The organism is Curtobacterium sp. ME12 (assembly GCF_903970855.1).
Taxonomy (GTDB): Bacteria; Actinomycetota; Actinomycetes; order Actinomycetales; family Microbacteriaceae; genus Curtobacterium; species Curtobacterium poinsettiae_A.
The window spans coordinates 55140-74418 of record NZ_CAJCKD010000004.1; the positions used below are offsets into that span (position 1 = coordinate 55140).

Below are 19279 nucleotides of genomic sequence, written 5' to 3' on the forward strand. Positions count from 1 at the left end.
ACAGAGAGGTGCACGCATGTCGACCATCTCCACCCGGCGCCCCGCCGGTCGGACCGGCCCGGGCCGCCCCACCGTGGGCCGCGGCCCGGGGCGCGGCGGTTCCGTCCGGACCCGCAACTCGCTCACCCACCCGCCGCGCACCGGCGCCGTCCTCGTCGCCCCGGCGATCCTGTTCGTCGCCGTCTTCGTGCTCGTCCCGCTCGTGTTCGCGCTCTACATCTCGTTCACGAACTGGCCCCTGATCGGCCCGTACCGGTTCATCGGGCTGCAGAACTACCTGACGCTGTTCCAGGACCCGACGTTCGTGCACGCGATCGGCTACACGCTGCTGTACACGGCGATCGTGACCCTGCCGATCCTGGCGCTCGGGTACTTCCTCGCGGTGCTCGTCCGCGCACGCCGCCGTGGCAGCACGATCCTGCGGACGGTGTTCTTCCTGCCGTACGTGGTCGGCCTGACGACGCTCTCGTTCATGCTCGTGCTCGAGGCGCAGCCGAACTCCGGCGCCGTCAACATGGTGCTCCGCTGGCTCGGGATCACCGACGGCAGCACCGCGTGGCTCGTGAACGGTCCGTTGGCGACGCTGCTCATCTGCGTGCTCGTGGTCTGGGCGGTGTCCGGGCTGACCATGGTGCTGCTCATGTCGGCGATGCAGGGCGTCCCCGACGAGGTCTACGAGTCGGCGCAGCTCGAGGGGGCGTCCTGGTGGCAGACCGAGCGCCTCATCACGTTCCCGATGATCCGTTCGACCGTCGCGCTGAGCGTCATCATCTCGGTGATCGGGTCGCTCCTGGCGTTCAACCAGTTCTACATCCTGACCCAGGGCGGCCCGGGCACCGAGACCACCACGATCGTGAACGCGATCTACAACCGCGGGTTCGTGAACCTGCAGCTCGGGGCGGCGACCGCCCAGTCGATCGCCCTCGTCGTGGTGATCGCCGCCGTGACGGTGTTCCAGTTCTGGGCACTGCGAGAGAAGGACTGACGCCATGAGCACCACGACCTCCCGTGCGGCCCTCGCGGCGCCGGACCTGTCCACCAGGACGCTGACCACGACGGGCGACGGCCGACGTCGGCGCCACCAGCAGGGCAGCGTCCAGCACCCGCGCGACACCACCGTCAAGCGCACCCTGTACGCGATCGCCGGCATCGGTTCGGCCCTCGTGTTCGGCGTCCCGCTCATCTGGTCGATCCTGCGGGCGTTCCAGTCCGAGGCCGTCATCACGCAGGCCCCGGACCCGGCGACGTTCTTCCAGCTCGGGTGGCAGAACTTCGCCGCCGTCTTCGCCTCGTCGTCGCACCTGCTCACCGGCGTCGTGAACTCGCTCATCGTGTCGATCGCCACGGCGGTGCTGACCGCGGTGATCGCGACGATGGCGGGCTACGGGTTCGCACGCTTCCGGTTCCGGGGCGCCGGACTCGTGTTCGGCCTGGTGCTGCTGACGATGATGGTGCCGTTCCAGGCCATCCTCACGCCGCTGTACCTCGAGATGAACGCCATGGGGCTGACGAACTCGCTGCTCGGGCTCGTGCTGTTCTACACGACCGTGAACCTGCCGTTCGGGGTGTTCGTGATGCGCAACGCGTTCGAGTCGATCCCCACCGAGCTCGAGGACTCGGCCTTCGTCGACGGAGCCTCGCGCTTCCGGGTCGTCGTGTCGGTGCTCCGCCCGCTGCTCCTGCCCGGGGCGGCGACCGCGGCGCTCTACGCGTTCCTGGCGTCGTGGACGGAGTTCCTCGGAGCCCTGACGTTCCTGACGAAGGACTCGCTGTACACGCTGCCGGTCGCGCTGCTCAACCTGCAGACCGGGGCGTACGGGCAGGTGTCCTACGGCAACCTCGTCGCCGGGTCGGTGGTGGCGATGATCCCGTGCATCGCGCTCTACGTCGGGTTGCAGCGGTTCTACGTCGCCGGGCTGTCGTCCGGGGCGTTGAAGGGCTGACGGTCGGGTCAGCTCGCCGTCGGCGCCCCTCGCACCGTGCGAGGGGCGCCGACCGGTGCGGCCTACGTGCTGCGCCGCACCACCAGCTCGGGTGCGAGCAGCGTCTCGTCGCGGGGCTCCCCCTCGACCAGTGCCCGCACGGTGTCGAGCACCCGCTCCCCCATCGCCCGGAAGTCCTGCCGCACGGTGGTCAGCGGCGGCGTGAAGTGCGCGGCCTCGGGGACGTCGTCGAACCCCACCACGGCGATGTCGTCGGGCACCCGCAGCCCCTCGTCGGCGAAGGCGTGCAGCACCCCGAGCGCCATCTGGTCGTTGCCGGCGAAGACCGCGTCGACCGTCGTCACGTCGATGTGCCGGGCGGCCGCGAAACCGCTCGCGGGGGTCCAGTCGCCCTCGAGCACGACCGGTTCGAGCCCGGCGTCCTGCATGATCCGCAGGTAGGTGGCCCGGCGCACCTCGGACTCCTGCGACACGTGCGGCCCGGCGATGTGCACGATCCGGCGGTGTCCGCGGTCGAACAGGTGCTGCATGACGAGCGCGGTGCCGGCCGCCTGGTCGATGGCGACGGCGGCGACGCTCGGCGCGACCGGGGTCCGGACGGCGTCGCGCTGCACGGCGTTCGACACCACGACGGGCACCGTGACCGGCACGGTGAGTGAGGCGAGGGCGTCGAGCACCCGGTTGTCCGCTGCGACCAGCACGATCGCTGCGACGTCCTGCGCGAGCAGCGTGGTGAGTGCGCCGGACAGGTCGGACGGCCGCGGCTCCTCCGGCAGCGTGGACAGCAGCACGTGGTACCCGGCGGAACGGGCCGCCCGTTCGAAGCCGATCGAGGTGCTCGACGGACCGTACAGCGCATCGCCGGCGGTGATGATGCCGAGGGCCTTGCTCCGCCCTCCGGCGAGGGCGCGGGCGGCGGCGCGGGGCCGGTACCCGAGCTCGGTGACGGCGTCGGTGACCTGTGATCGGTACTGCTCGCGGACGGTCGGGTCGCCGTTGATCACGCGGGAGACGGTCTGGTGGGACACGCCCGCACGCTCGGCGACGTCGAAGATCGTCGGGGCCTTCCGGCGCTTGCCGCCCCTGCCCTCGGGGGCGGTCGTGGTGCTCACGTCGCCAACCGTACCGCTCGGTCCGGCCACCGCGGCAAGATCACGAAACGGCGACGCTGAGTTGACACCCCGTCACGGAACCCACAAGATGTGAGCGCTCACACGAGCGCATCCCGCGGGGCACAGCAGCCCCGGCACCCGAGGCGTCGAGGACGACGTAAAGGAACAGAGGTACTTCGATGATGAAGCGCAGGATCATCGCGGGCGTCGCAGCCGTCGGCATCGCGATCTCGCTGGCCGCTTGCTCGGCCGGCGGCCGTGCATCCACCGACGGTGGCGGCAGCGGCGACAACAAGGGCGCCCTCGTCGGCGTCGCCATGCCCACCAAGGTCTCCGAGCGGTGGATCAAGGACGGCAACGCCGTCAAGAGCGACCTCGAGAAGGCCGGCTACAAGGTCGACCTCGAGTACGGCGACAACAAGGTCCAGCAGCAGGCCCAGCAGGTCAGCAACATGATCACCAAGGGCGCGAAGGTCCTGATCATCGCGTCGATCGACGGTGGCGCGCTCTCCGACCAGCTCGACGCCGCCGCCAAGGCCGGCATCAAGGTGATCTCGTACGACCGCCTGCTCACGGGCAACAAGAACGTCGACTACTACGTGTCCTTCGACAACGAGAAGGTCGGCGTCGACCAGGCGAACAGCCTGCTCACCGGCCTGGGTGTGCTCGACGCGGACGGCAAGAAGACCGGCGAGAAGGGCCCCTTCAACATCGAGGTCTTCGCCGGTTCGCTCGACGACAACAACGCCGGGTTCTTCTTCAACGGCGCCATGAAGACGCTCAAGCCGTACCTCGAGGACGGCACGCTGAAGATCCAGTCCGGCCAGGACGAGCTGTCCCAGGCCGCCACGCAGCAGTGGGACCCGGCCACGGCCAAGGCCCGCATGCAGAACCTGGTCGCCAAGTCCTACTCGGGCGGCACCACGCTCGACGGCGTGCTCTCGCCGTACGACGGCATCTCGATCGGCATCATCTCGGCGCTGCAGGGCGCCGGGTACGGCACGAGCGACCGTCCGCTCCCGACCGTCACCGGCCAGGACGCCGAGGCCGCCTCGGTCAAGTCGATCATCGCCGGTCAGCAGTACTCGACGATCTACAAGGACACGCGCAAGCTCGCCAAGCAGTCGGTCACCATGGCCGAGGACCTGCTCAGCGGCAAGGAGCCCGAGGTCAACGACACGAAGAGCTACGACAACAAGGTCAAGGTCGTCCCGACCTTCCTGTTCCAGCCGACGGTCGTCACGAAGGACAACTACAAGGAAGTCCTCGTGGACTCGGGGTACTACACCGAAGCCGACCTGAAGTAGTCAGGTCCATCTCACGGACCGGAGGCGCGGTGCCAGCCCGCACCGCGCCTCCGGTCCGTCTCCACCAGCGCGCCCACGCGCGCACGACGGAAAGGCGTCCACATGGCGGACACCATCCTCGAGATGCGGGACATCACCAAGACGTTCCCCGGCGTCAAGGCCCTGCAGGGCGTCTCGATCGAGGTCGAGCGCGGCCAGGTCCACGCGATCTGCGGCGAGAACGGCGCGGGCAAGTCGACGCTCATGAAGGTGCTGTCGGGTGTCTACCCGGCCGGTTCCTTCGACGGCGAGATCCTACTCGACGGCGAACCCGTGCGGTTCGCGGACATCAACGACTCCGAGGCTGCGGGCGTCGTGATCATCCACCAGGAGTTGGCGCTCAGCCCGTTCCTGTCGATCGCCGAGAACATCTTCCTCGGCAACGAGCAGTCCAAGGGCGGCTTCATCGACTGGAACAAGACGAACCTGACGGCCGCCGAGCTGCTCAAGCGCGTCGGGCTGAAGGACAACCCGGTCACCAAGGTCGTCGACCTCGGTGTCGGCAAGCAGCAGCTCGTCGAGATCGCGAAGGCGCTCTCGAAGGAGGTGAAGCTCCTCATCCTCGACGAGCCCACCGCGGCGCTGAACGACGACGACTCCGCGCACCTGCTCGAGCTCATCCGCTCGCTGCAGGCCGAGGGCATGACGGCGATCATCATCAGCCACAAGCTCAACGAGATCAAGGCGATCGCGGACAAGGTCACGATCATCCGTGACGGCAAGACCATCGAGACCCTGGACATGCGGGCCGACGACGTGTCCGAGGACCGGATCATCCGCGGGATGGTCGGCCGTGACCTGTCGAACCGGTACCCCGAGCGCGAGAACCCCGTCATCGGCGAGGAACTGCTGCGGATCGAGGACTGGACCGTCCACCACCAGCTCGACTCGTCGCGCGAGATCATCCACCAGGCCAACCTCAGCGTCCGCGCCGGCGAGGTCGTCGGCATCGCCGGGCTCATGGGCGCCGGGCGCACGGAACTCGCGATGAGCGTCTTCGGCCAGTCCTACGGCACCGGCATCAGCGGCACCGTCTACAAGCGCGGCACCCCGATCAAGACGCACACCGTCTCGCAGGCGATCGACAACGGCATCGCCTACGTCACCGAGGACCGCAAGCGCTACGGCCTGAACCTGATCGACGACATCAAGCGGAACATCTCCGGGTCGGCGCTCGGCAAGCTCGCGAACTGGGGCTTCGTGAACTCCTCGGAGGAGACCACGGTCGCCAGCCAGTTCCTCAAGAGCCTCAACATCAAGGCGCCGAACGTCGACGTCGTGACGGGGAAGCTCTCCGGCGGGAACCAGCAGAAGGTCGTCCTGTCGAAGTGGATGTACGCCGACCCGGACGTGCTCATCCTCGACGAGCCGACCCGCGGCATCGACGTCGGCGCCAAGTACGAGATCTACACGATCATCAACCAGCTCGCCGACCAGGGGAAGGCGGTCATCGTGATCTCCTCCGAGCTCCCCGAACTGCTCGGCATCTGCGACCGCATCTACACCCTCTCCGAGGGCACCATCACGGCCGACGTCCCGCGCGCCGAGGCGACGCCCGAGGTCCTCATGCAGTACATGACCCAGGAACGGGAGACCCCTGTCAATGAACGCGCTTAAGTCCGCAGTCGGCTACCTCACCGGGCAGCTCCGACAGATCGGCCTGTTCATCGCGCTGATCGTCATCGTCATCTTCTTCCAGGTGACCACGAACGGCATCACGCTGGCCCCGATCAACGTCTCGAACCTGATCGTCCAGAACAGCTACATCCTCATCCTGGCCATCGGCATGGTCATGGTCATCATCGCCGGCCACATCGACCTGTCGGTCGGGTCGGTGGTCGCCTTCACGGGCGCCATGGCCGGCGTGATGATCACGCAGTGGAACATCCCGTGGCCGATCGCGGTCGTGCTCTGCCTGGTGGTCGGTGCGCTCGTCGGCGCGTGGCAGGGCTTCTGGATCGCGTACTTCGGGATCCCGGCGTTCATCGTGACGCTGGCGGGCATGCTCGCGTTCCGCGGCGCGGCCCAGATCGTCCTGCAGAACCAGCAGATCTCGCCGTTCCCCGCCGGCTTCCGCTCGCTCGGCTCCGGCTTCCTGCCGTCCTTCGGCACCACCGGGTACGAGCCGCTCACGATGATCCTCGGCTTCGCTGCCGCGGCCGTCATGGTGATCGCGGCGTTCCGCGGTCGCATCACGCGTCGCAAGTACCAGCTCGAGAGCGAGCCGTTCGCCTGGTTCATCGTGAAGACGGCGTTCGGTGCCGTGCTCGTGATCTACGTGGCGCTCCTGCTCGCCAGCTACAACGGCACCCCGATCGTGCTCGTCGTGCTCGGTGCCCTCGTGGTGATCTACTCGGTCGTCATGCGGAGCGCGGTGTTCGGCCGTCACATCTACGCGATCGGCGGCAACGCCCTGGCCGCGCAGCTGTCGGGTGTGAAGACGAAGCGCGTCACGTTCCTGCTCTTCGTCAACATGGGTGTCATCTCGGCCCTGGCGGGCGTGGTCTTCACCGGCCAGCTCAACCTGGCGGCACCGGGCGCGGGCAACGGCTTCGAGCTCGACGCCATCGCCGCCGTGTTCATCGGTGGCGCGGCCGTCACCGGCGGCATCGGCACCGTGCCGGGCGCCATCGTCGGTGGTCTCATCATCGGTCTGCTGAACAACGGCATGTCGATCCTCGGGGTCGGCACCGAGTTCCAGTCCCTGATCAAGGGTCTGGTGCTGCTCGCCGCCGTCGCGTTCGACGTGTTCAACAAGCGCCGGGCGGCGTCCGCGCGCAAGTAACGCGTCGGAGTCGCCCCCGCCGAAGCGACAGAAGTGCACGGAACAGCCGTGCACTTCTGTCGCTCCCGCGTTTCAGCGGGACAGGACGGCCCAACCCCCGGCCGGGAGGCGCAGGGTCCCGTCTCCGAGATCGGCCCCGCCCGCCTCGACCTGCGTCGCGTCGGCCACGGGCACCTCGACGGGATCGTCCGACAGGTTCAGGGCGGTCACCACGGCGGCGTCCGCCGTCGCGGTCCGCAGCACCACGGCGGTGTTCGTCAGGTGCACGACGTCGGTGTGCGCGCGGTGCAGCCACGGGTTGCGGCGACGCAGGGCGATGAGCGCCTCGTACGCGTGGGTCAGGTCCGTCGGCGTCGGGACCTCGGCCGGGAACTCCGGGCGGACCGCGTCGTCGCCGCCCTCGCGTTCCTCCTTCACCCCGGTCCAGCCGTACTCGTCGCCCGCGTAGACCACCGGGGTCCCCGCCACCGTGAACAGCACGGCGGCGGCGTGCGCGGCGAACCGCTCTCCCACCGCGCTCGCGATCCGGGTGACGTCGTGGTTGCCGACGAACGTGGTCGGGGCGAACGTGGCCAGCAGCGCGTCGTGCCGCTCGATCGCGTGCGCGAGCTCGTGACCGTTGCGGTCCGCGATGCCGTGCCAGATCCCCTGCCACAACTCGTACTGGGTCAGCGAGTCCATCGTCGAGTCGCGAGCGATCGCCGCCGCGTCTCCGTGGATCACCTCGCCACTGAACCAGGCGTCCGGGAACCGCTCCCGCACCCGCGGTAGCACCCGCGCCCAGAACGCCGGCGGCACCGCGTACGCCGCGTCGAGCCGCCAACCGTCGACGCCGCGGGCCAGCCAGTGCGTCATCACTCCCACCACGAGGTCCTCGGTGGCGCGGCTGTCGTGGTCGAGCGCGACGAGGATGTCGTGGCCCTCGAACAGTCCGACGGGCACGGGCTGCCCCGGCTGCCACCCGGACCAGTCGATGGCGAACAGGTCGGCGGTCGGCGCCTCCGGGCCGTGGTCGGACAACGCGCGGAACGCCGGGTGCTCACGGCCGACGTGGTTGAACACCCCGTCCAGCAGCACCCGAACGCCCCGCTCGTGCGCCGCCGCGACCAGGGCGGTGAAGTCGGCGTCGTCGCCCAGGCGCGGGTCGATGCGGAAGTGGTCGACCGTGTCGTACCCGTGGGTCGAGCTCGCGAACACCGGGCCGAGCAACAGGCCGTTCAGACCGAGGTCGACGACGTGGTCGAGCCACCCGGCCAGGCGGTCGAGGCGGTGTTCGAGCGGACGCTCCCCCACCGGCGCCGCGGGGCGGATCTCGGCGCCGACGAACCCGAGCGGGTAGACGTGCCACCACATCACGTGCTCGACCCAGGCGGGTTCGGGGTGACGGGCGGGTGCGGTGTCGGTGCTCACTCGTCCGATGCTGCCAGCCGGACCTGCACCGGGTGCGCTCGTGCTGGGAACGGACAGGAGCAGCAGGACGAGGATGAGGGCATGGGACGCGCGATCAGGACGGCAGCGGACGCTGCGGCGAACGAGGCGGAGCACGCCGAACGTACGTGCGCGTCGTGCGGGCGAACGATGCCCTCGTCGGCGGCACCGGAAACGCGGTACTGCTCCGCAGCGTGCCGCAAGCACGGAGTCGACGCCACCGACCGGGCCCTCGAACAGCGCATCGACGAGCTGCTCGCCGTGCGCGCACGGACCTCGAGCATCTGCCCGTCCGAGGTCGCTCGGTCGCTCGAGCCCGACGACTGGCGGCCGCTGATGGAACCCGCCCGCCGCGCCGCCCGTCGCATGGTGGCCCGCGGCGAGGTCGAGATCACGCAGGGCGGCTCCGTGGTCGACCCGTCGACGGCGAAGGGGCCGATCCGCATCCGTCGCCCGCGCTGAGGGAACACGTGTCGTCCATCGTCGGTTGCATGCAGGGATGACTGCAACCGGATCGACCGAACCGACCCCTGTCCAGCCCCGAGCCCTCGTCGTGGGAGCGAGCGGCATCACCGGCTCCGCCCTGGTGAGCCACCTGCTCGACGACGGCTGGGAGGTCGCGGCGCTGTCCCGCCGGCCGATCGGCCGCGACGGCGTCCGGACCGTCGCCGCGGACCTCCGCGACCCCGAGAGCCTGTCCACCACGCTGGCGGACGAGCAGCCGACCCACGTGTTCTTCACGGCGTGGCAGCGCCAGGACACCGAAGCCGAGAACATCCGCGTGAACGGCGGCATGGTCCGCGACCTGCTGGCAGCGCTGTCGCACGCTCCGCTGGCGCACGTCGCCCTGGTCACCGGCCTGAAGCACTACCTCGGCCCGTTCGAGGCGTACGCCGCCGGCGAGATGCCCGACACGCCCTTCCACGAGGAGGAGCCGCGCCTCGACACCCCGAACTTCTACTACGCGCAAGAGGACGAACTCTTCGCAGCGGCCGAGCGCCAGGGGTTCACCTGGTCGGTGCACCGCTCGCACACCGTGATCGGGCACGCCGTCGGCAACGCCATGAACATGGGGCTCACGCTCGCCGTGCAGGCCACGCTGGCGAAGGAACTCGACCTGGACTTCGTGTTCCCGGGCAGCGAGGCGCAGTGGAACGGCCTGACCGACATGACCGACGCCGGCATCCTCGCCGAGCACATGGTGTGGGCCTCGACTTCGCCCGAGGGTGCGGACGAGCCGTTCAACATCGTCAACGGCGACGTCTTCCGGTGGCGCTGGATGTGGCCGCGCCTGGCCGCGCACCTCGGTGTCGACCCCGCGCGCGTGGTGGGCTACCAGGACGCGCCCCGCCCGCTCGAGGTCCAGATGGCCCCGTACGAGGCCGAATGGGCCGGCATCGCCGAGCGGCACGGCTTGGTCGAGTCGGACATCACCCGGCTCGCCTCGTGGTGGCACACCGACGCCGACCTCGGTCGTGCGATGGAGGTCGTCACCGACATGGGGAAGAGCCGCGAGGCCGGGTTCACGGCCTTCCGACGCACCGAGCAGGCCTTCGCCGACCTGTTCGCCCGGTACCGCGCGGACCGCCTGATCCCCTAGCCGGTCACCGGGGTACGTCGTTCCTCGGACCCGGCCGCGAGCGTCGCCGACCCGCGTGGTTGTCTCGTGGTCACACGCGCCGGGAGCCCTCGGCGGTTCCCGGAGGAAGGAAGACACCATGTCGCTCGGAGACAAGGCGAAGGACGTCACGCAGAAGGTCGCCGGCAAGGTCGAGGAGGCCGTCGGCAAGAAGACCGACGACGCCGAGCTCACCCACCAGGGTCAGAAGGACCAGGTCATGGGCGAGGGTCGTCTCGACAAGGAGAAGGCCAAGGACGCGTTCGACGGCAAGTGAGCCTCGGGCTCAGACGCCCGTACCGCTCGTCGGTGCGGGCGTTCGTCGTTCCCGGAGGCGGCCGCGTGGACCGCGCGCAGCGTCAGAACGCGTACCGGATGCGACAGGAGGGCAGGTGCTCGGCGACGAGTTCGCGGAAGCGCTCGACGAGCTGCCCCTTCATGCCGGATCGGTAGCGCACGTTCACGGCACCGTTCTGGGACACCTTCTGCTCCTGCAGGTCCGGACGCCACAGCAGGTCCTCGGCCTTGGGGTGCCAGCCGAGGTTGACCTCGTGCAGGGGTTGGTTGTGGGTCAGGAAGATCACCTCGGCCGCGAGCTGCGCCTTGGCGGCCGGGGACAGCACGTCGTCGACCTGCCGGAGCAGCTCGGCCCAGTCCGACTCCCACGTCGGCGTGAGGATGATCGGCGAGAAGTTCAGGTGGACCTCGTACCCGGCGTCCACGAAGTCGTTCACCGCAGCGATCCGCTCGGCGATCGGGCTCGTGCGGATGTCGGTGACCTTCGCGGTCTCGTGCGGCATCAGCGAGAAGCGGATCCGGGTCCGGCCCATCGGGTCCCAGTCGAGCAGGTCGCGGTTGACGTACTTCGTCGCGAACGAGGCCTTGGCCGTCGGGGTCATCCGGAACAGGTCGCAGAGGTCGCGCACGTTGTCGCTGATCATCGCGTCGACCGAGCAGTCGCTGTTTTCCCCGATGTCGTAGACCCAGGCTTCTGGATCGCACTGGTTCGGCTCGGTCTTCGGCCCCTGCTTCGCGACGTTCCGGGCGACGTGCTTCGTGATCTGGTCGATGTTCGCGAACACGGTGACCGGGTTGCTGTAGCCCTTGCGCCGCGGCACGTAGCAGTAGGCGCAGGCCATCGCGCAGCCGTTCGCGGTGGACGGGGCGATGAAGTCGGCCGAGCGACCGTTCGGCCGGGTGACGAGCGACTTCTTCACCCCGAGCACGAGGGCCTCGGTCTTGATCCGCACCCAGCGCTGCACGTTGCGCTCGTCGCCGTGCACCTCGGGGATGTTCCAGTGCGACTCGACCGGCACCACCTCGGCGTCCGGCCACTGCCCGACGATCTCCTGCCCGCGCTGCAGCTCGAGGGCGGCGGGCTCGGCGTAGATGCGGTGGACGTCGAGCATCGGGCGGACACGTGCGTTGCTCATCGACACCTGTCTACCGGGGACCACCGACGGTGCAGACTCGGGGCATGACCGCCGAACCCGACGACCACTTCTTCGTCGTGGACGGACGACGCTGGCGCCGCACCGACCCGGCGCTGCCCGAGGACGTCGCCGCCGCCCTCCGCTCGCACCTGGGCCGCGGTCGCAACGCCGTCAAGCAGGCGAAGCGGGCGGACGACGACGCTGCCCTCGAGGCCGCGCGACACCGCAACGGTCTCGCCAAGCACGGCCTCGGCGAACGGGGTCCGGAGTGGTGGACCCGCCCCGAGGCCGACCGGATCGCTGATGCCGAGCACGCCCTCGCCGAGCTGGACGCCCGCGACGAGGGCTCCTCGTGACGGTCGTCCGGCCGCCGCGGTGGGAGCTCGTCCTGACGACGTCGACACTCTGGATCCTGTCGGCGATCGGTGCCGCCACGGCCGCCGCCGGTATCGTCCACGGCGACGTCCTGCTCGTCGTGGTCGGCTCGGTCTGCGCTGTGCCCGGCGGATGGGCCGCGGTCCGCGCCCCCCGTGTCGGCGTCCGACTCGCGGCCGATCAGCTGCGCTACGAGGGGTGGCTGGTCGGATGGACCGCACCCCGGCAGGCGATCACCGTCGTGCTCGACGACGGGAGCGTCGAGTGGCGTGACGGACGAGGGGTCGAACAGCGACGACACATGGCCATGCTGGCGCAGGCATGGGAGGACGATGGCACGAAGTTCGCGCCGTACTGGCGGTGGCGCCGGGAGGGACTGCTCCAGGTCCGCCAGTGGGCGGGCGCCCGAGCCGTCTGACCAGCCGGGGCCGAGCGCACCACCGACGCCTCGGCCGTCGGCGCCGCACCACATCGAGTGAGCAGAAGACGTCGGGTGTGTGGGGCACACTCGACGTCTTCTGCTCACTGGGAGCCCGGCGCCGACGCCAAGCGCCGACGCCCGGCGGGGCCGCTAGGCCTCGGTGTGGCCCAGGTCGGGCTCGACGAGCAGGCACGCGGTGCGGGACGCGGCGGCGTGCAGTTCGAGCACGACGAGCTCGTTGCGACCGTGGCGGAGCACCGGCCCCGGGATCGCCAGGGTCTGCTGCGGGCCTCGTGACCAGTACCGACCGAGGCAGAACCCGTTGACCCAGGCGACACCCTTCCGGAACCCGTCGAGCGACAGGTACCGGTCGTCCACGGCGTCGAGGTCGAACGTGCCAGCTGCGAACGTCGGCCCGGCGAGCACCTCGCCACCGGTCGGAGCGACCTCGGACAGCGCGGCCACGGCGGCAGGTGCGATGGGGTCGAGGGCGAGCGGCGATGCCGTCCACCGGGCAACCGGGACGCCGTCGATCGCGACGCCCCCGATCAGGCCCTTCGGCTCGCCGATGCGGATGCCGTAGTCGACGCGGCCCTGGTCCTCGACGAGGAGCTCGAGCGTGCCGGTCACCGGCGGCAGGGTGATGGCGCGGTCGTGGTGCTCGCGCTCCAGGACCCCGACCACGACACCGTCGGCCGAGACGATCGCACGGTCACGCACCTCGGTGCCGACGGTCAGCACCCCGCCGGCGGGCAGGTCGACCTCGGCGCGGTAGGCGACGAAGCCGCTCGCAGCTCCGAGCGAGTCGAAGGTCGGCGGCTCGTCGTGCGCGGACCACGTCGTGAGCGTGGGCAGCAGGGAACGGAGCGACGCGACGCGGTCCAGACGGACGGCGAGGTCCGTGGCGGGGGTGATCCGGGCCTCCAGGCCGACTCCGTCCGCCACATCGGACGCGAGCCGACCCGATCCACCCGGCTCCATCGACGCCGGCAGCGGCGGGACGGGCGCGTAGCGCTCGATGACCGCGCGGAAGGCGTGGAACTTCGCCGTCGGTCGGCCGGCCTCGTCGAGCGGGGCGTCGTAGTCGTACGACGTCGCGATCGGACGGTAGACGCCCTTGTCGTTCGCGCCGTTCGTGAAGCCGAAGTTCGTGCCGCCGTGGAACATGTAGATGTTCACCGATCCCCCGGCGGCGAGCAGGTCGTCGAGGTCCGACGCCGAGGCAGCCGCAGGGGTGGTGTGGTGGTGCTCGCCCCAGCTGTCGAACCAGCCGTCCCAGAACTCCGAGCACATGAGCGGACCGGTCGGCTGCGCCTGGCGCAGGCGGGCGAGGCGTTCGGTGGAGCGCGACCCGAACGAGCCGGTCTTGTGCAGCGAGGGCAGGGAGCCGTCCTCGAGCATCGTGCCCATCGGCTGGTCGACGCTCGTGAAGGGGACGGTGAGCCCGATCGACCGGTGCATCGCCTCGAGCTCCCGCAGGTACGAGGGGTCGGAGCCGTAGGCGCCGTACTCGTTCTCGACCTGCACCAGGACGATGGGCCCGCCCTGGTCGATCTGCCGCGGGACCAGCACGGGGGCCAGGTGCTGCAGGTACGTCTCGACCGCTGCGAGGAACCCGGGCTCGTTGCGCCGGACGCCCACGGAGCCGTCCGCGAACAACCAGTACGGCAGACCGCCGTTCGTCCACTCGGCACAGATGTAGGGGCCGGGGCGGACGATGGCGTGCATGCCCTCGGCGGCGACGAGGTCGAGGAAGCGGCCGAGGTCCAGCCCACCCGACAGGTCGAACACCCCGGGCGACGGCGCATGCGCGTTCCAGGCGACGTAGGTCTCGATGGTGTTGAGGCCCATCAGCTTCGCCTTGCGGATCCGGTCGGCCCACAGGTCGGGGTGCACGCGGAAGTAGTGGATCGCGCCGGACAGGATCCGGTGCGGCTCGCCGTCGAGCAGGAAGTCGGTGTCGCCGATGGCGAAGCGCATGGTGTGATTCTCTCGTTGCCGGCCGGGCCGGTCGTGGAGCCGGCGGGGCGTGGAGCGGGGCCGTGCGGACGTGTCCGCACGGCCCCGCCAAGGGTGCGGTGCTACTTGGTCGAGACCGTGAAGCCCTGGTCCTTGCCGTACTTGGCGAGGGCCTTCTGCCAGGCCTCGAGGCCGGCGTCGAGCGAGGTGCCGTTCTCGTACGCCTGACCGACGGTGTCGGCGTAGACGCTGTTCGCGTACACCTGGTACGGCAGGTAGGTGAAGTCGTTGTCCGAGGACTTCGACGCGTCGACGAGCACCTTGTTGATCTGCTGACCGCCGAAGTACTCCGGCTTCTCGTCGAGGAACGCGGACGAGTCCAGGTCGGCGGTGGTCGACGGGAAGCCGCCGGACTCCATGAAGACCTTCGTGGACTCCTTCGAGGAGTTCAGCCACTTGAGGAAGCCGGCGGCCAGGGCCGGGTTCTTCGACTGCTTCATGACGACCTCGGCGCTGCCGCCGTTGTTCGCGGTCTGGGCGGTGCCGCCGTCGTAGGTCGGCATCGGGGCGACGCGCCAGTCACCGGACGCCTGGGCGACGCCGGACTCCAGGTTGCCGGGCATCCAGGCGCCGGTGATCATCGTGGCGATCTCACCGTTGCCGAGCTGCTTGTACCAGTCATCGGTCCAGCCGACGGTCTTCGACAGCAGCCCCTGCTCGACGAGCTCGTTCCAGGTGCTCGTCCACTTCTTGGTGCCCTCGTCCTGCAGGTTGATGGTCACCTTGTCACCGTCGGTGGTGAACGGGGTGCCACCGGCCTGGGCGATCATGCTCGTGGTGAAGCCCGCGTCGCCGGAGTCCGCCGCGAGGTACGCGTTCGGGTCGGCGGCGTGCAGCTTCTTCGCGGCGGCGACGTACTCGTCCCACGTCTTCGGCACGGCGAGGTCGTACTTGTCGAAGACCTTCTTGTTGTAGAACATCGCCATGGGGCCCGAGTCCTGCGGCAGGCCGTAGACCTTGCCGTCGATCGTGACCGAGTTCCAGGTGCTCTTCGCGAACTTGCTCTCGAGGGAGTCGAACCCGTACCCGCTCAGGTCGAGCAGCGATTCGGACAGGGCGAACTGCGGCAACGCGAAGTACTCGACCTGCGCGACGTCGGGGGCGCCCGAGCCGGCCTTGATCGTGTTCTGCAGCTTGGTGTACTGGTCGGCGCCGGTGCCGGCGTTGACGAGCTTGACCTGCACCTTCGGGTACTGCTTCTCGAAGGCGGCGACCTGCGCCTTGGCCGACGGGGTCCACGACCAGTAGGTCAGGGTGCCGCCGTCTTTCAGGGCCTTGTCGATGTCGTCGGCCGAACCGCCGGCGGACGACCCGCCGGAGGCGCACGCGGCCAGTGCGATGGCGGCGGTGACGCCGATGGCGAGGGCGCTGAGCCCGCGCCGGAGACGCTTGTTCATGGGAGTGCCTTTCACTTCTTCGTGGAGGGGGTGGAGCTGCTGTGTGCCGGACCGGCCGGCGCGTGGCGGGGTCGCCACGGGCCTGCCGTCCGACGGATCAGGCCTTGACCGACCCGGCCGCGAGGCCGGACTGCCAGAAGCGCTGGAGGAAGAGGAACGCGACCACGATCGGGATGATCGTGAGGAGCGATCCCGTGACGACGAGGTTGTAGATCGGCTGCGCGCCGGACCCGGTGGCCTGGGCGTTCCACTGGTTCAGGCCGACCGTCAGCGGGTACCACTTCGGGTCGCTCAGCATGATGAGCGGCAGGAAGTAGTTGTTCCAGGTGGCGACGACCGCGAAGAGCAGGACGGTGACGACTCCGGGCGCGAGCAGGCGGAGCGCGATGGTGAAGAAGATCCGGAACTCGCCGGCGCCGTCCATGCGGGCGGCCTCGAGGAGCTCGGCGGGGATCGCGTCGACCGCGTAGGTCCAGATCAGGTACATGCCGAACGGGCTGATGAGCGAGGGCAGGATGATCGCCCACGGGGTGTTGGTCAGGCCGACCTGCGAGAAGAGCAGGAACGTCGGGACCGCGAGGGCCGTGCCGGGGACCGCGATGGCGCCGAGGACGACGGCGAAGACCGCGCGCCGACCGGGGAACTGGAACTTCGCCATGCCGTAGCCCGCGACGGTGGCGAGCAGGGTGGCCCCGCCGGCACCGACGACGACGTAGAGCAGCGTGTTGCCGAACCACTGGAGGAAGATGCCGTCGTTGTAGGTCAGCGTGTCGACGATGTTCTGCCAGAGGTTGAAGTCCCCGCCGAACCACAGACCGAACGTGGAGAGCAGTGACGCCTGCGTCTTCGTGCTGTTCACGAGCAGGTAGAACAGCGGCGCGAACGAGTACACGACGAAGACGACCATGACCGCGGTGAGCAGGCCGGAACGCTTCGGCTTGCGTCCGTCGACGTGCTGTTCGGCCTTGCGGGAGGCGCGGGTCGAGCGGGTGCGCGGCGCACGTTGCGTCGTGGTCGCCTCGGTCACCGTGGCCGCTGCGGGCCCGGCGGGGTGCTGGATGGTGCTCATCGGTTCTCCTCGCGGGTGCCGCGGACCTGGACGACGTAGGCGATCACCGCGGTGATCACGCCCATCACGATCGCCACCGTGGCGGAGTAGTTGAACTGCTGGCCGCTGAAGGACAGCGAGTAGGCGTACATGTTCGGGGTGAAGGCGCTGCCGATGACGTTCGGGGCGAGTGTCTTGAGCAGGTTCGGCTCGTTGAAGAGCTGGAAGCTGCCGATGATCGAGAAGATCGTGGCGATGACCATCGGGCCGCGGAGCGCCGGGAGCTTGATCGAGAAGACCGTGCGCAGCGGACCGGCACCGTCGAGCTCGGCCGCCTCGTACAGCTCACCGGGGACGGTGCGGAGTGCGGCGTAGAAGATCAGCATGTTGTAGCCGAGGAACTCCCACGTGACCACGTTGCCGATCGACGTCAGGACCCAGCTCGGGCTGAACGGCTGCAGCAGGTCGATGCCGAGGGCGTCGTTCGCGGCGCCCGTCAGACCGAACTGGTTGCCGTAGATGAAGCCCCAGATCAGGGCCGCGACGACCCCGGGGACGGCGTAGGGCAGGAACACCGCGATGCGGAAGAAGCTCGTCCCCCACAGTCGGGCGCTGTCCAGGGCCAGGGCGGCGACGAGCGCGAGCCCGAGCATGATCGGCACCTGGACGACCAGGAAGACGGCGACCCGACCGAACCCGGACCAGAACTTGGCGTCCTGGAAGAGCTGCACGTAGTTGGCGAACCAGACGAACTGGTTGCCACCGATGAGCTGGTCGCGGAACAGGCTGAGCCAGAGCGCGTACCCGATCGGCACGATGAGCATCAGGACCAGGACGACGACGAACGGCCCGACGAACAGCCATCCGGTGAACCGTCCCCGCGGCTTGGGGCGGCGGCCGGCGGGGCGCTCGGCGGTGGGGCGCGGTGCTGCCTCACCGGGGCGCGCTGCGAGCGTGCTCATGTGACTCCTTCGTCTGCTGCGTTCGGGCGGTCGGTGTCGGCGACTCGGCCCGGGCCGGATCAGGGTGTCCGGGCGGTCACCGATGTTGACGTCAACATCGAACGACGCGACGATAGCATGGCAACGTCAACATGCGCTAGCGTCCGGGGAGGCCGACCGTTCGGCCCTCTCGATCCGGAAGGAGCGCCAGCGTGACGATGGAGTCCCCCGCCGGCACCCGCCGCGCCCCATCGATGGCCGCCGTTGCCGACGTCGCCGGGGTGTCGATGCAGACGGTCTCGCGCGTCGCCCGGGGCTTCGACAACGTCAGCCCGGAGACCCGCGACCGCGTCCAACGCGCGATGGAGTCCCTCGGCTACCGGCCCAACCGTGCCGCCCGCGCCCTGCGCTCCGGCCGCTTCCGCACCATCGGCGTGATCATGTTCACGCTCGCGTCCTTCGGCAACATGCGCACGCTCGAGGCGATCGCCGACGCCGCCGGGGTCGCCGACTTCACGATCACCCTGCTGCCCATGGCCTCGCGCACCGAGGCGGGCGTCCGCTCCGCGTTCTCGCGCCTGCACGAACAGGCCGTCGACGGCGTCGTGATCATCATCGAGTCGCACATCATCGACACCGCCGAGGTCGTGCTGCCCGACGGCGTGCCGATGGTCATCGTCGACTCCACGGGCAGCACCGACCACCCCGCGATCGACACCGACCAGGCCGACGGCGCTCGGCAGGCCACGCAGCACCTGCTCGACCTGGGCCACGAGACCGTCTGGCACGTCGCCGGGCCGGAGTCGTCGTACTCGGCAGCCCGGCGCCTCGCCGCGTGGCAGGACACTCTGACGCGCGCCGGTCGACCGGTCCCCCCGGTGTTCCACGGCGGCTGGACGACCGAGCACGGCTACGAGGCCGGGCTCGAGATCGCCGCACGCCCGGAGATCACCGCGGTGTTCGCCGCGAACGACCAGACCGCTCTCGGTGTCCTCCGCGCCGCACACGAGTCCGGTCGCCCGGTGCCGTCGTCGCTCAGCGTGGTGGGGTTCGACGACTCCCCCGAGTCCGACTCGTTCTGGCCGCCCCTGACCACCGTGCACCAGTCCTTCGACGAGGTCGGCCGCCGAGCGGTCGCGAACCTGCTCGCCCAGATCGACGGCGAGCGGGTCAGCGTCGTGGCCGACCTGGTGCCGGTGCGGCTCGTCGAGCGCGCGAGCACGGCGGCGCCGCCGGCGCGCTGACGCGGCGCGCCCGTCCACCGAAGCGACACGCTGCCGCCGAAGATCCGGGGAGAACTGTCGCTCCCGCGGACCTGACCCGCCTCCCTGCCGGCCACCTGTCGCTTCGGCAACCACACGCCGGACGGGAGGCCCGGTGCCAGGCCGCCACGGGCCTCCCGGCCGCCGCGCG

General features: G+C 69.7%; 18 protein-coding genes. 11 read left to right on the plus strand and 7 right to left on the minus strand.

Features of this window, described 5'->3' with window-relative positions:
* The first annotated feature begins 16 nt into the window (after positions 1-16).
* Positions 17-985: a carbohydrate ABC transporter permease gene (locus H7A73_RS03860; RefSeq protein ID WP_071247863.1), complete on the plus strand. Its 969-nt coding sequence runs from the start codon at positions 17-19 to the stop codon at positions 983-985.
* A gap of 4 nt (positions 986-989) precedes the next feature.
* A complete protein-coding gene (locus tag H7A73_RS03865) occupies positions 990-1943 on the plus strand; it encodes a carbohydrate ABC transporter permease (protein ID WP_027466164.1) in 954 nt (317 codons plus the stop codon).
* Between the two features lie 62 nt (positions 1944-2005).
* Here H7A73_RS03865 and H7A73_RS03870 read toward each other — a convergent pair whose 3' ends face one another.
* Entirely contained in the window at positions 2006-3055 is a 1050-nt protein-coding gene (locus H7A73_RS03870) for a substrate-binding domain-containing protein (RefSeq protein ID WP_182064760.1), read from the minus strand.
* Between the two features lie 179 nt (positions 3056-3234).
* Here H7A73_RS03870 and chvE point away from each other — a divergent pair, with 179 nt between their 5' ends.
* The 3 genes from chvE to mmsB all read left to right on the plus strand — a co-directional run bounded on the left by chvE (position 3235) and on the right by mmsB (position 7186).
* Entirely contained in the window at positions 3235-4362 is a 1128-nt protein-coding gene (chvE, locus tag H7A73_RS03875) for a multiple monosaccharide ABC transporter substrate-binding protein (RefSeq protein ID WP_182064761.1), read from the plus strand.
* A 102-nt stretch (positions 4363-4464) separates the two neighbouring features.
* Positions 4465-6018, plus strand: a complete 1554-nt coding sequence (mmsA, locus tag H7A73_RS03880) for a multiple monosaccharide ABC transporter ATP-binding protein (protein ID WP_182064762.1) — start codon at positions 4465-4467, stop codon at positions 6016-6018.
* Entirely contained in the window at positions 6005-7186 is a 1182-nt protein-coding gene (gene mmsB / locus H7A73_RS03885) for a multiple monosaccharide ABC transporter permease (protein WP_027466160.1), read from the plus strand. Before mmsA ends, mmsB begins: the two co-directional genes overlap by 14 nt.
* Before the next feature lie 72 nt (positions 7187-7258).
* Here mmsB and H7A73_RS03890 read toward each other — a convergent pair whose 3' ends face one another.
* Positions 7259-8596, minus strand: coding sequence for an alpha-amylase family glycosyl hydrolase (locus tag H7A73_RS03890; RefSeq protein ID WP_259362688.1), 1338 nt, complete (start codon positions 8594-8596; stop codon positions 7259-7261).
* Between the two features lie 81 nt (positions 8597-8677).
* Between H7A73_RS03890 and H7A73_RS03895 the strand changes: the two genes are divergently transcribed.
* The 3 genes from H7A73_RS03895 to H7A73_RS03905 all read left to right on the plus strand — a co-directional run bounded on the left by H7A73_RS03895 (position 8678) and on the right by H7A73_RS03905 (position 10509).
* Positions 8678-9076, plus strand: a complete 399-nt coding sequence (locus H7A73_RS03895; RefSeq protein ID WP_182064763.1) for a DUF3253 domain-containing protein — start codon at positions 8678-8680, stop codon at positions 9074-9076.
* A gap of 37 nt (positions 9077-9113) precedes the next feature.
* Positions 9114-10214 (plus strand): SDR family oxidoreductase, encoded by a 1101-nt coding sequence (locus H7A73_RS03900; protein WP_182064764.1) that lies wholly within the window; start codon positions 9114-9116, stop codon positions 10212-10214.
* A gap of 118 nt (positions 10215-10332) precedes the next feature.
* A complete protein-coding gene (locus H7A73_RS03905) occupies positions 10333-10509 on the plus strand; it encodes a CsbD family protein (protein WP_126891475.1) in 177 nt (58 codons plus the stop codon).
* Positions 10510-10591: 82 nt separating this feature from the next.
* Here H7A73_RS03905 and H7A73_RS03910 read toward each other — a convergent pair whose 3' ends face one another.
* Positions 10592-11665, minus strand: coding sequence for a spore photoproduct lyase family protein (locus H7A73_RS03910; RefSeq protein ID WP_259362689.1), 1074 nt, complete (start codon positions 11663-11665; stop codon positions 10592-10594).
* A gap of 44 nt (positions 11666-11709) precedes the next feature.
* Here H7A73_RS03910 and H7A73_RS03915 point away from each other — a divergent pair, with 44 nt between their 5' ends.
* Both H7A73_RS03915 and H7A73_RS03920 read left to right on the plus strand, forming a co-directional pair.
* Complete coding sequence (locus H7A73_RS03915; RefSeq protein ID WP_182064765.1) at positions 11710-12021, plus strand: biopolymer transporter Tol; 312 nt, start codon at positions 11710-11712, stop codon at positions 12019-12021.
* Entirely contained in the window at positions 12018-12458 is a 441-nt protein-coding gene (locus tag H7A73_RS03920) for a hypothetical protein (protein ID WP_182064766.1), read from the plus strand. Before H7A73_RS03915 ends, H7A73_RS03920 begins: the two co-directional genes overlap by 4 nt.
* 153 nt (positions 12459-12611) lie before the next feature.
* Here the strand turns inward: H7A73_RS03920 and H7A73_RS03925 are convergent, their stop codons facing one another.
* The 4 genes from H7A73_RS03925 to H7A73_RS03940 form a co-directional block, all read right to left on the minus strand.
* A complete protein-coding gene (locus H7A73_RS03925) occupies positions 12612-14441 on the minus strand; it encodes a glycoside hydrolase family 35 protein (RefSeq protein ID WP_182064767.1) in 1830 nt (609 codons plus the stop codon).
* Between the two features lie 101 nt (positions 14442-14542).
* A complete protein-coding gene (locus H7A73_RS03930) occupies positions 14543-15877 on the minus strand; it encodes an ABC transporter substrate-binding protein (RefSeq protein ID WP_182064768.1) in 1335 nt (444 codons plus the stop codon).
* Between the two features lie 97 nt (positions 15878-15974).
* Positions 15975-16946 carry a carbohydrate ABC transporter permease gene (locus tag H7A73_RS03935; protein WP_182064769.1) on the minus strand — a complete coding sequence of 324 codons (972 nt, stop codon included), beginning with the start codon at positions 16944-16946 and terminating at the stop codon, positions 15975-15977.
* Positions 16943-17887: a carbohydrate ABC transporter permease gene (locus tag H7A73_RS03940; protein WP_182064770.1), complete on the minus strand. Its 945-nt coding sequence runs from the start codon at positions 17885-17887 to the stop codon at positions 16943-16945. Before H7A73_RS03940 ends, H7A73_RS03935 begins: the two co-directional genes overlap by 4 nt.
* Before the next feature lie 197 nt (positions 17888-18084).
* Between H7A73_RS03940 and H7A73_RS03945 the strand changes: the two genes are divergently transcribed.
* Entirely contained in the window at positions 18085-19110 is a 1026-nt protein-coding gene (locus H7A73_RS03945) for a LacI family DNA-binding transcriptional regulator (protein WP_182064804.1), read from the plus strand.
* The last annotated feature ends 169 nt before the right edge of the window (positions 19111-19279 follow it).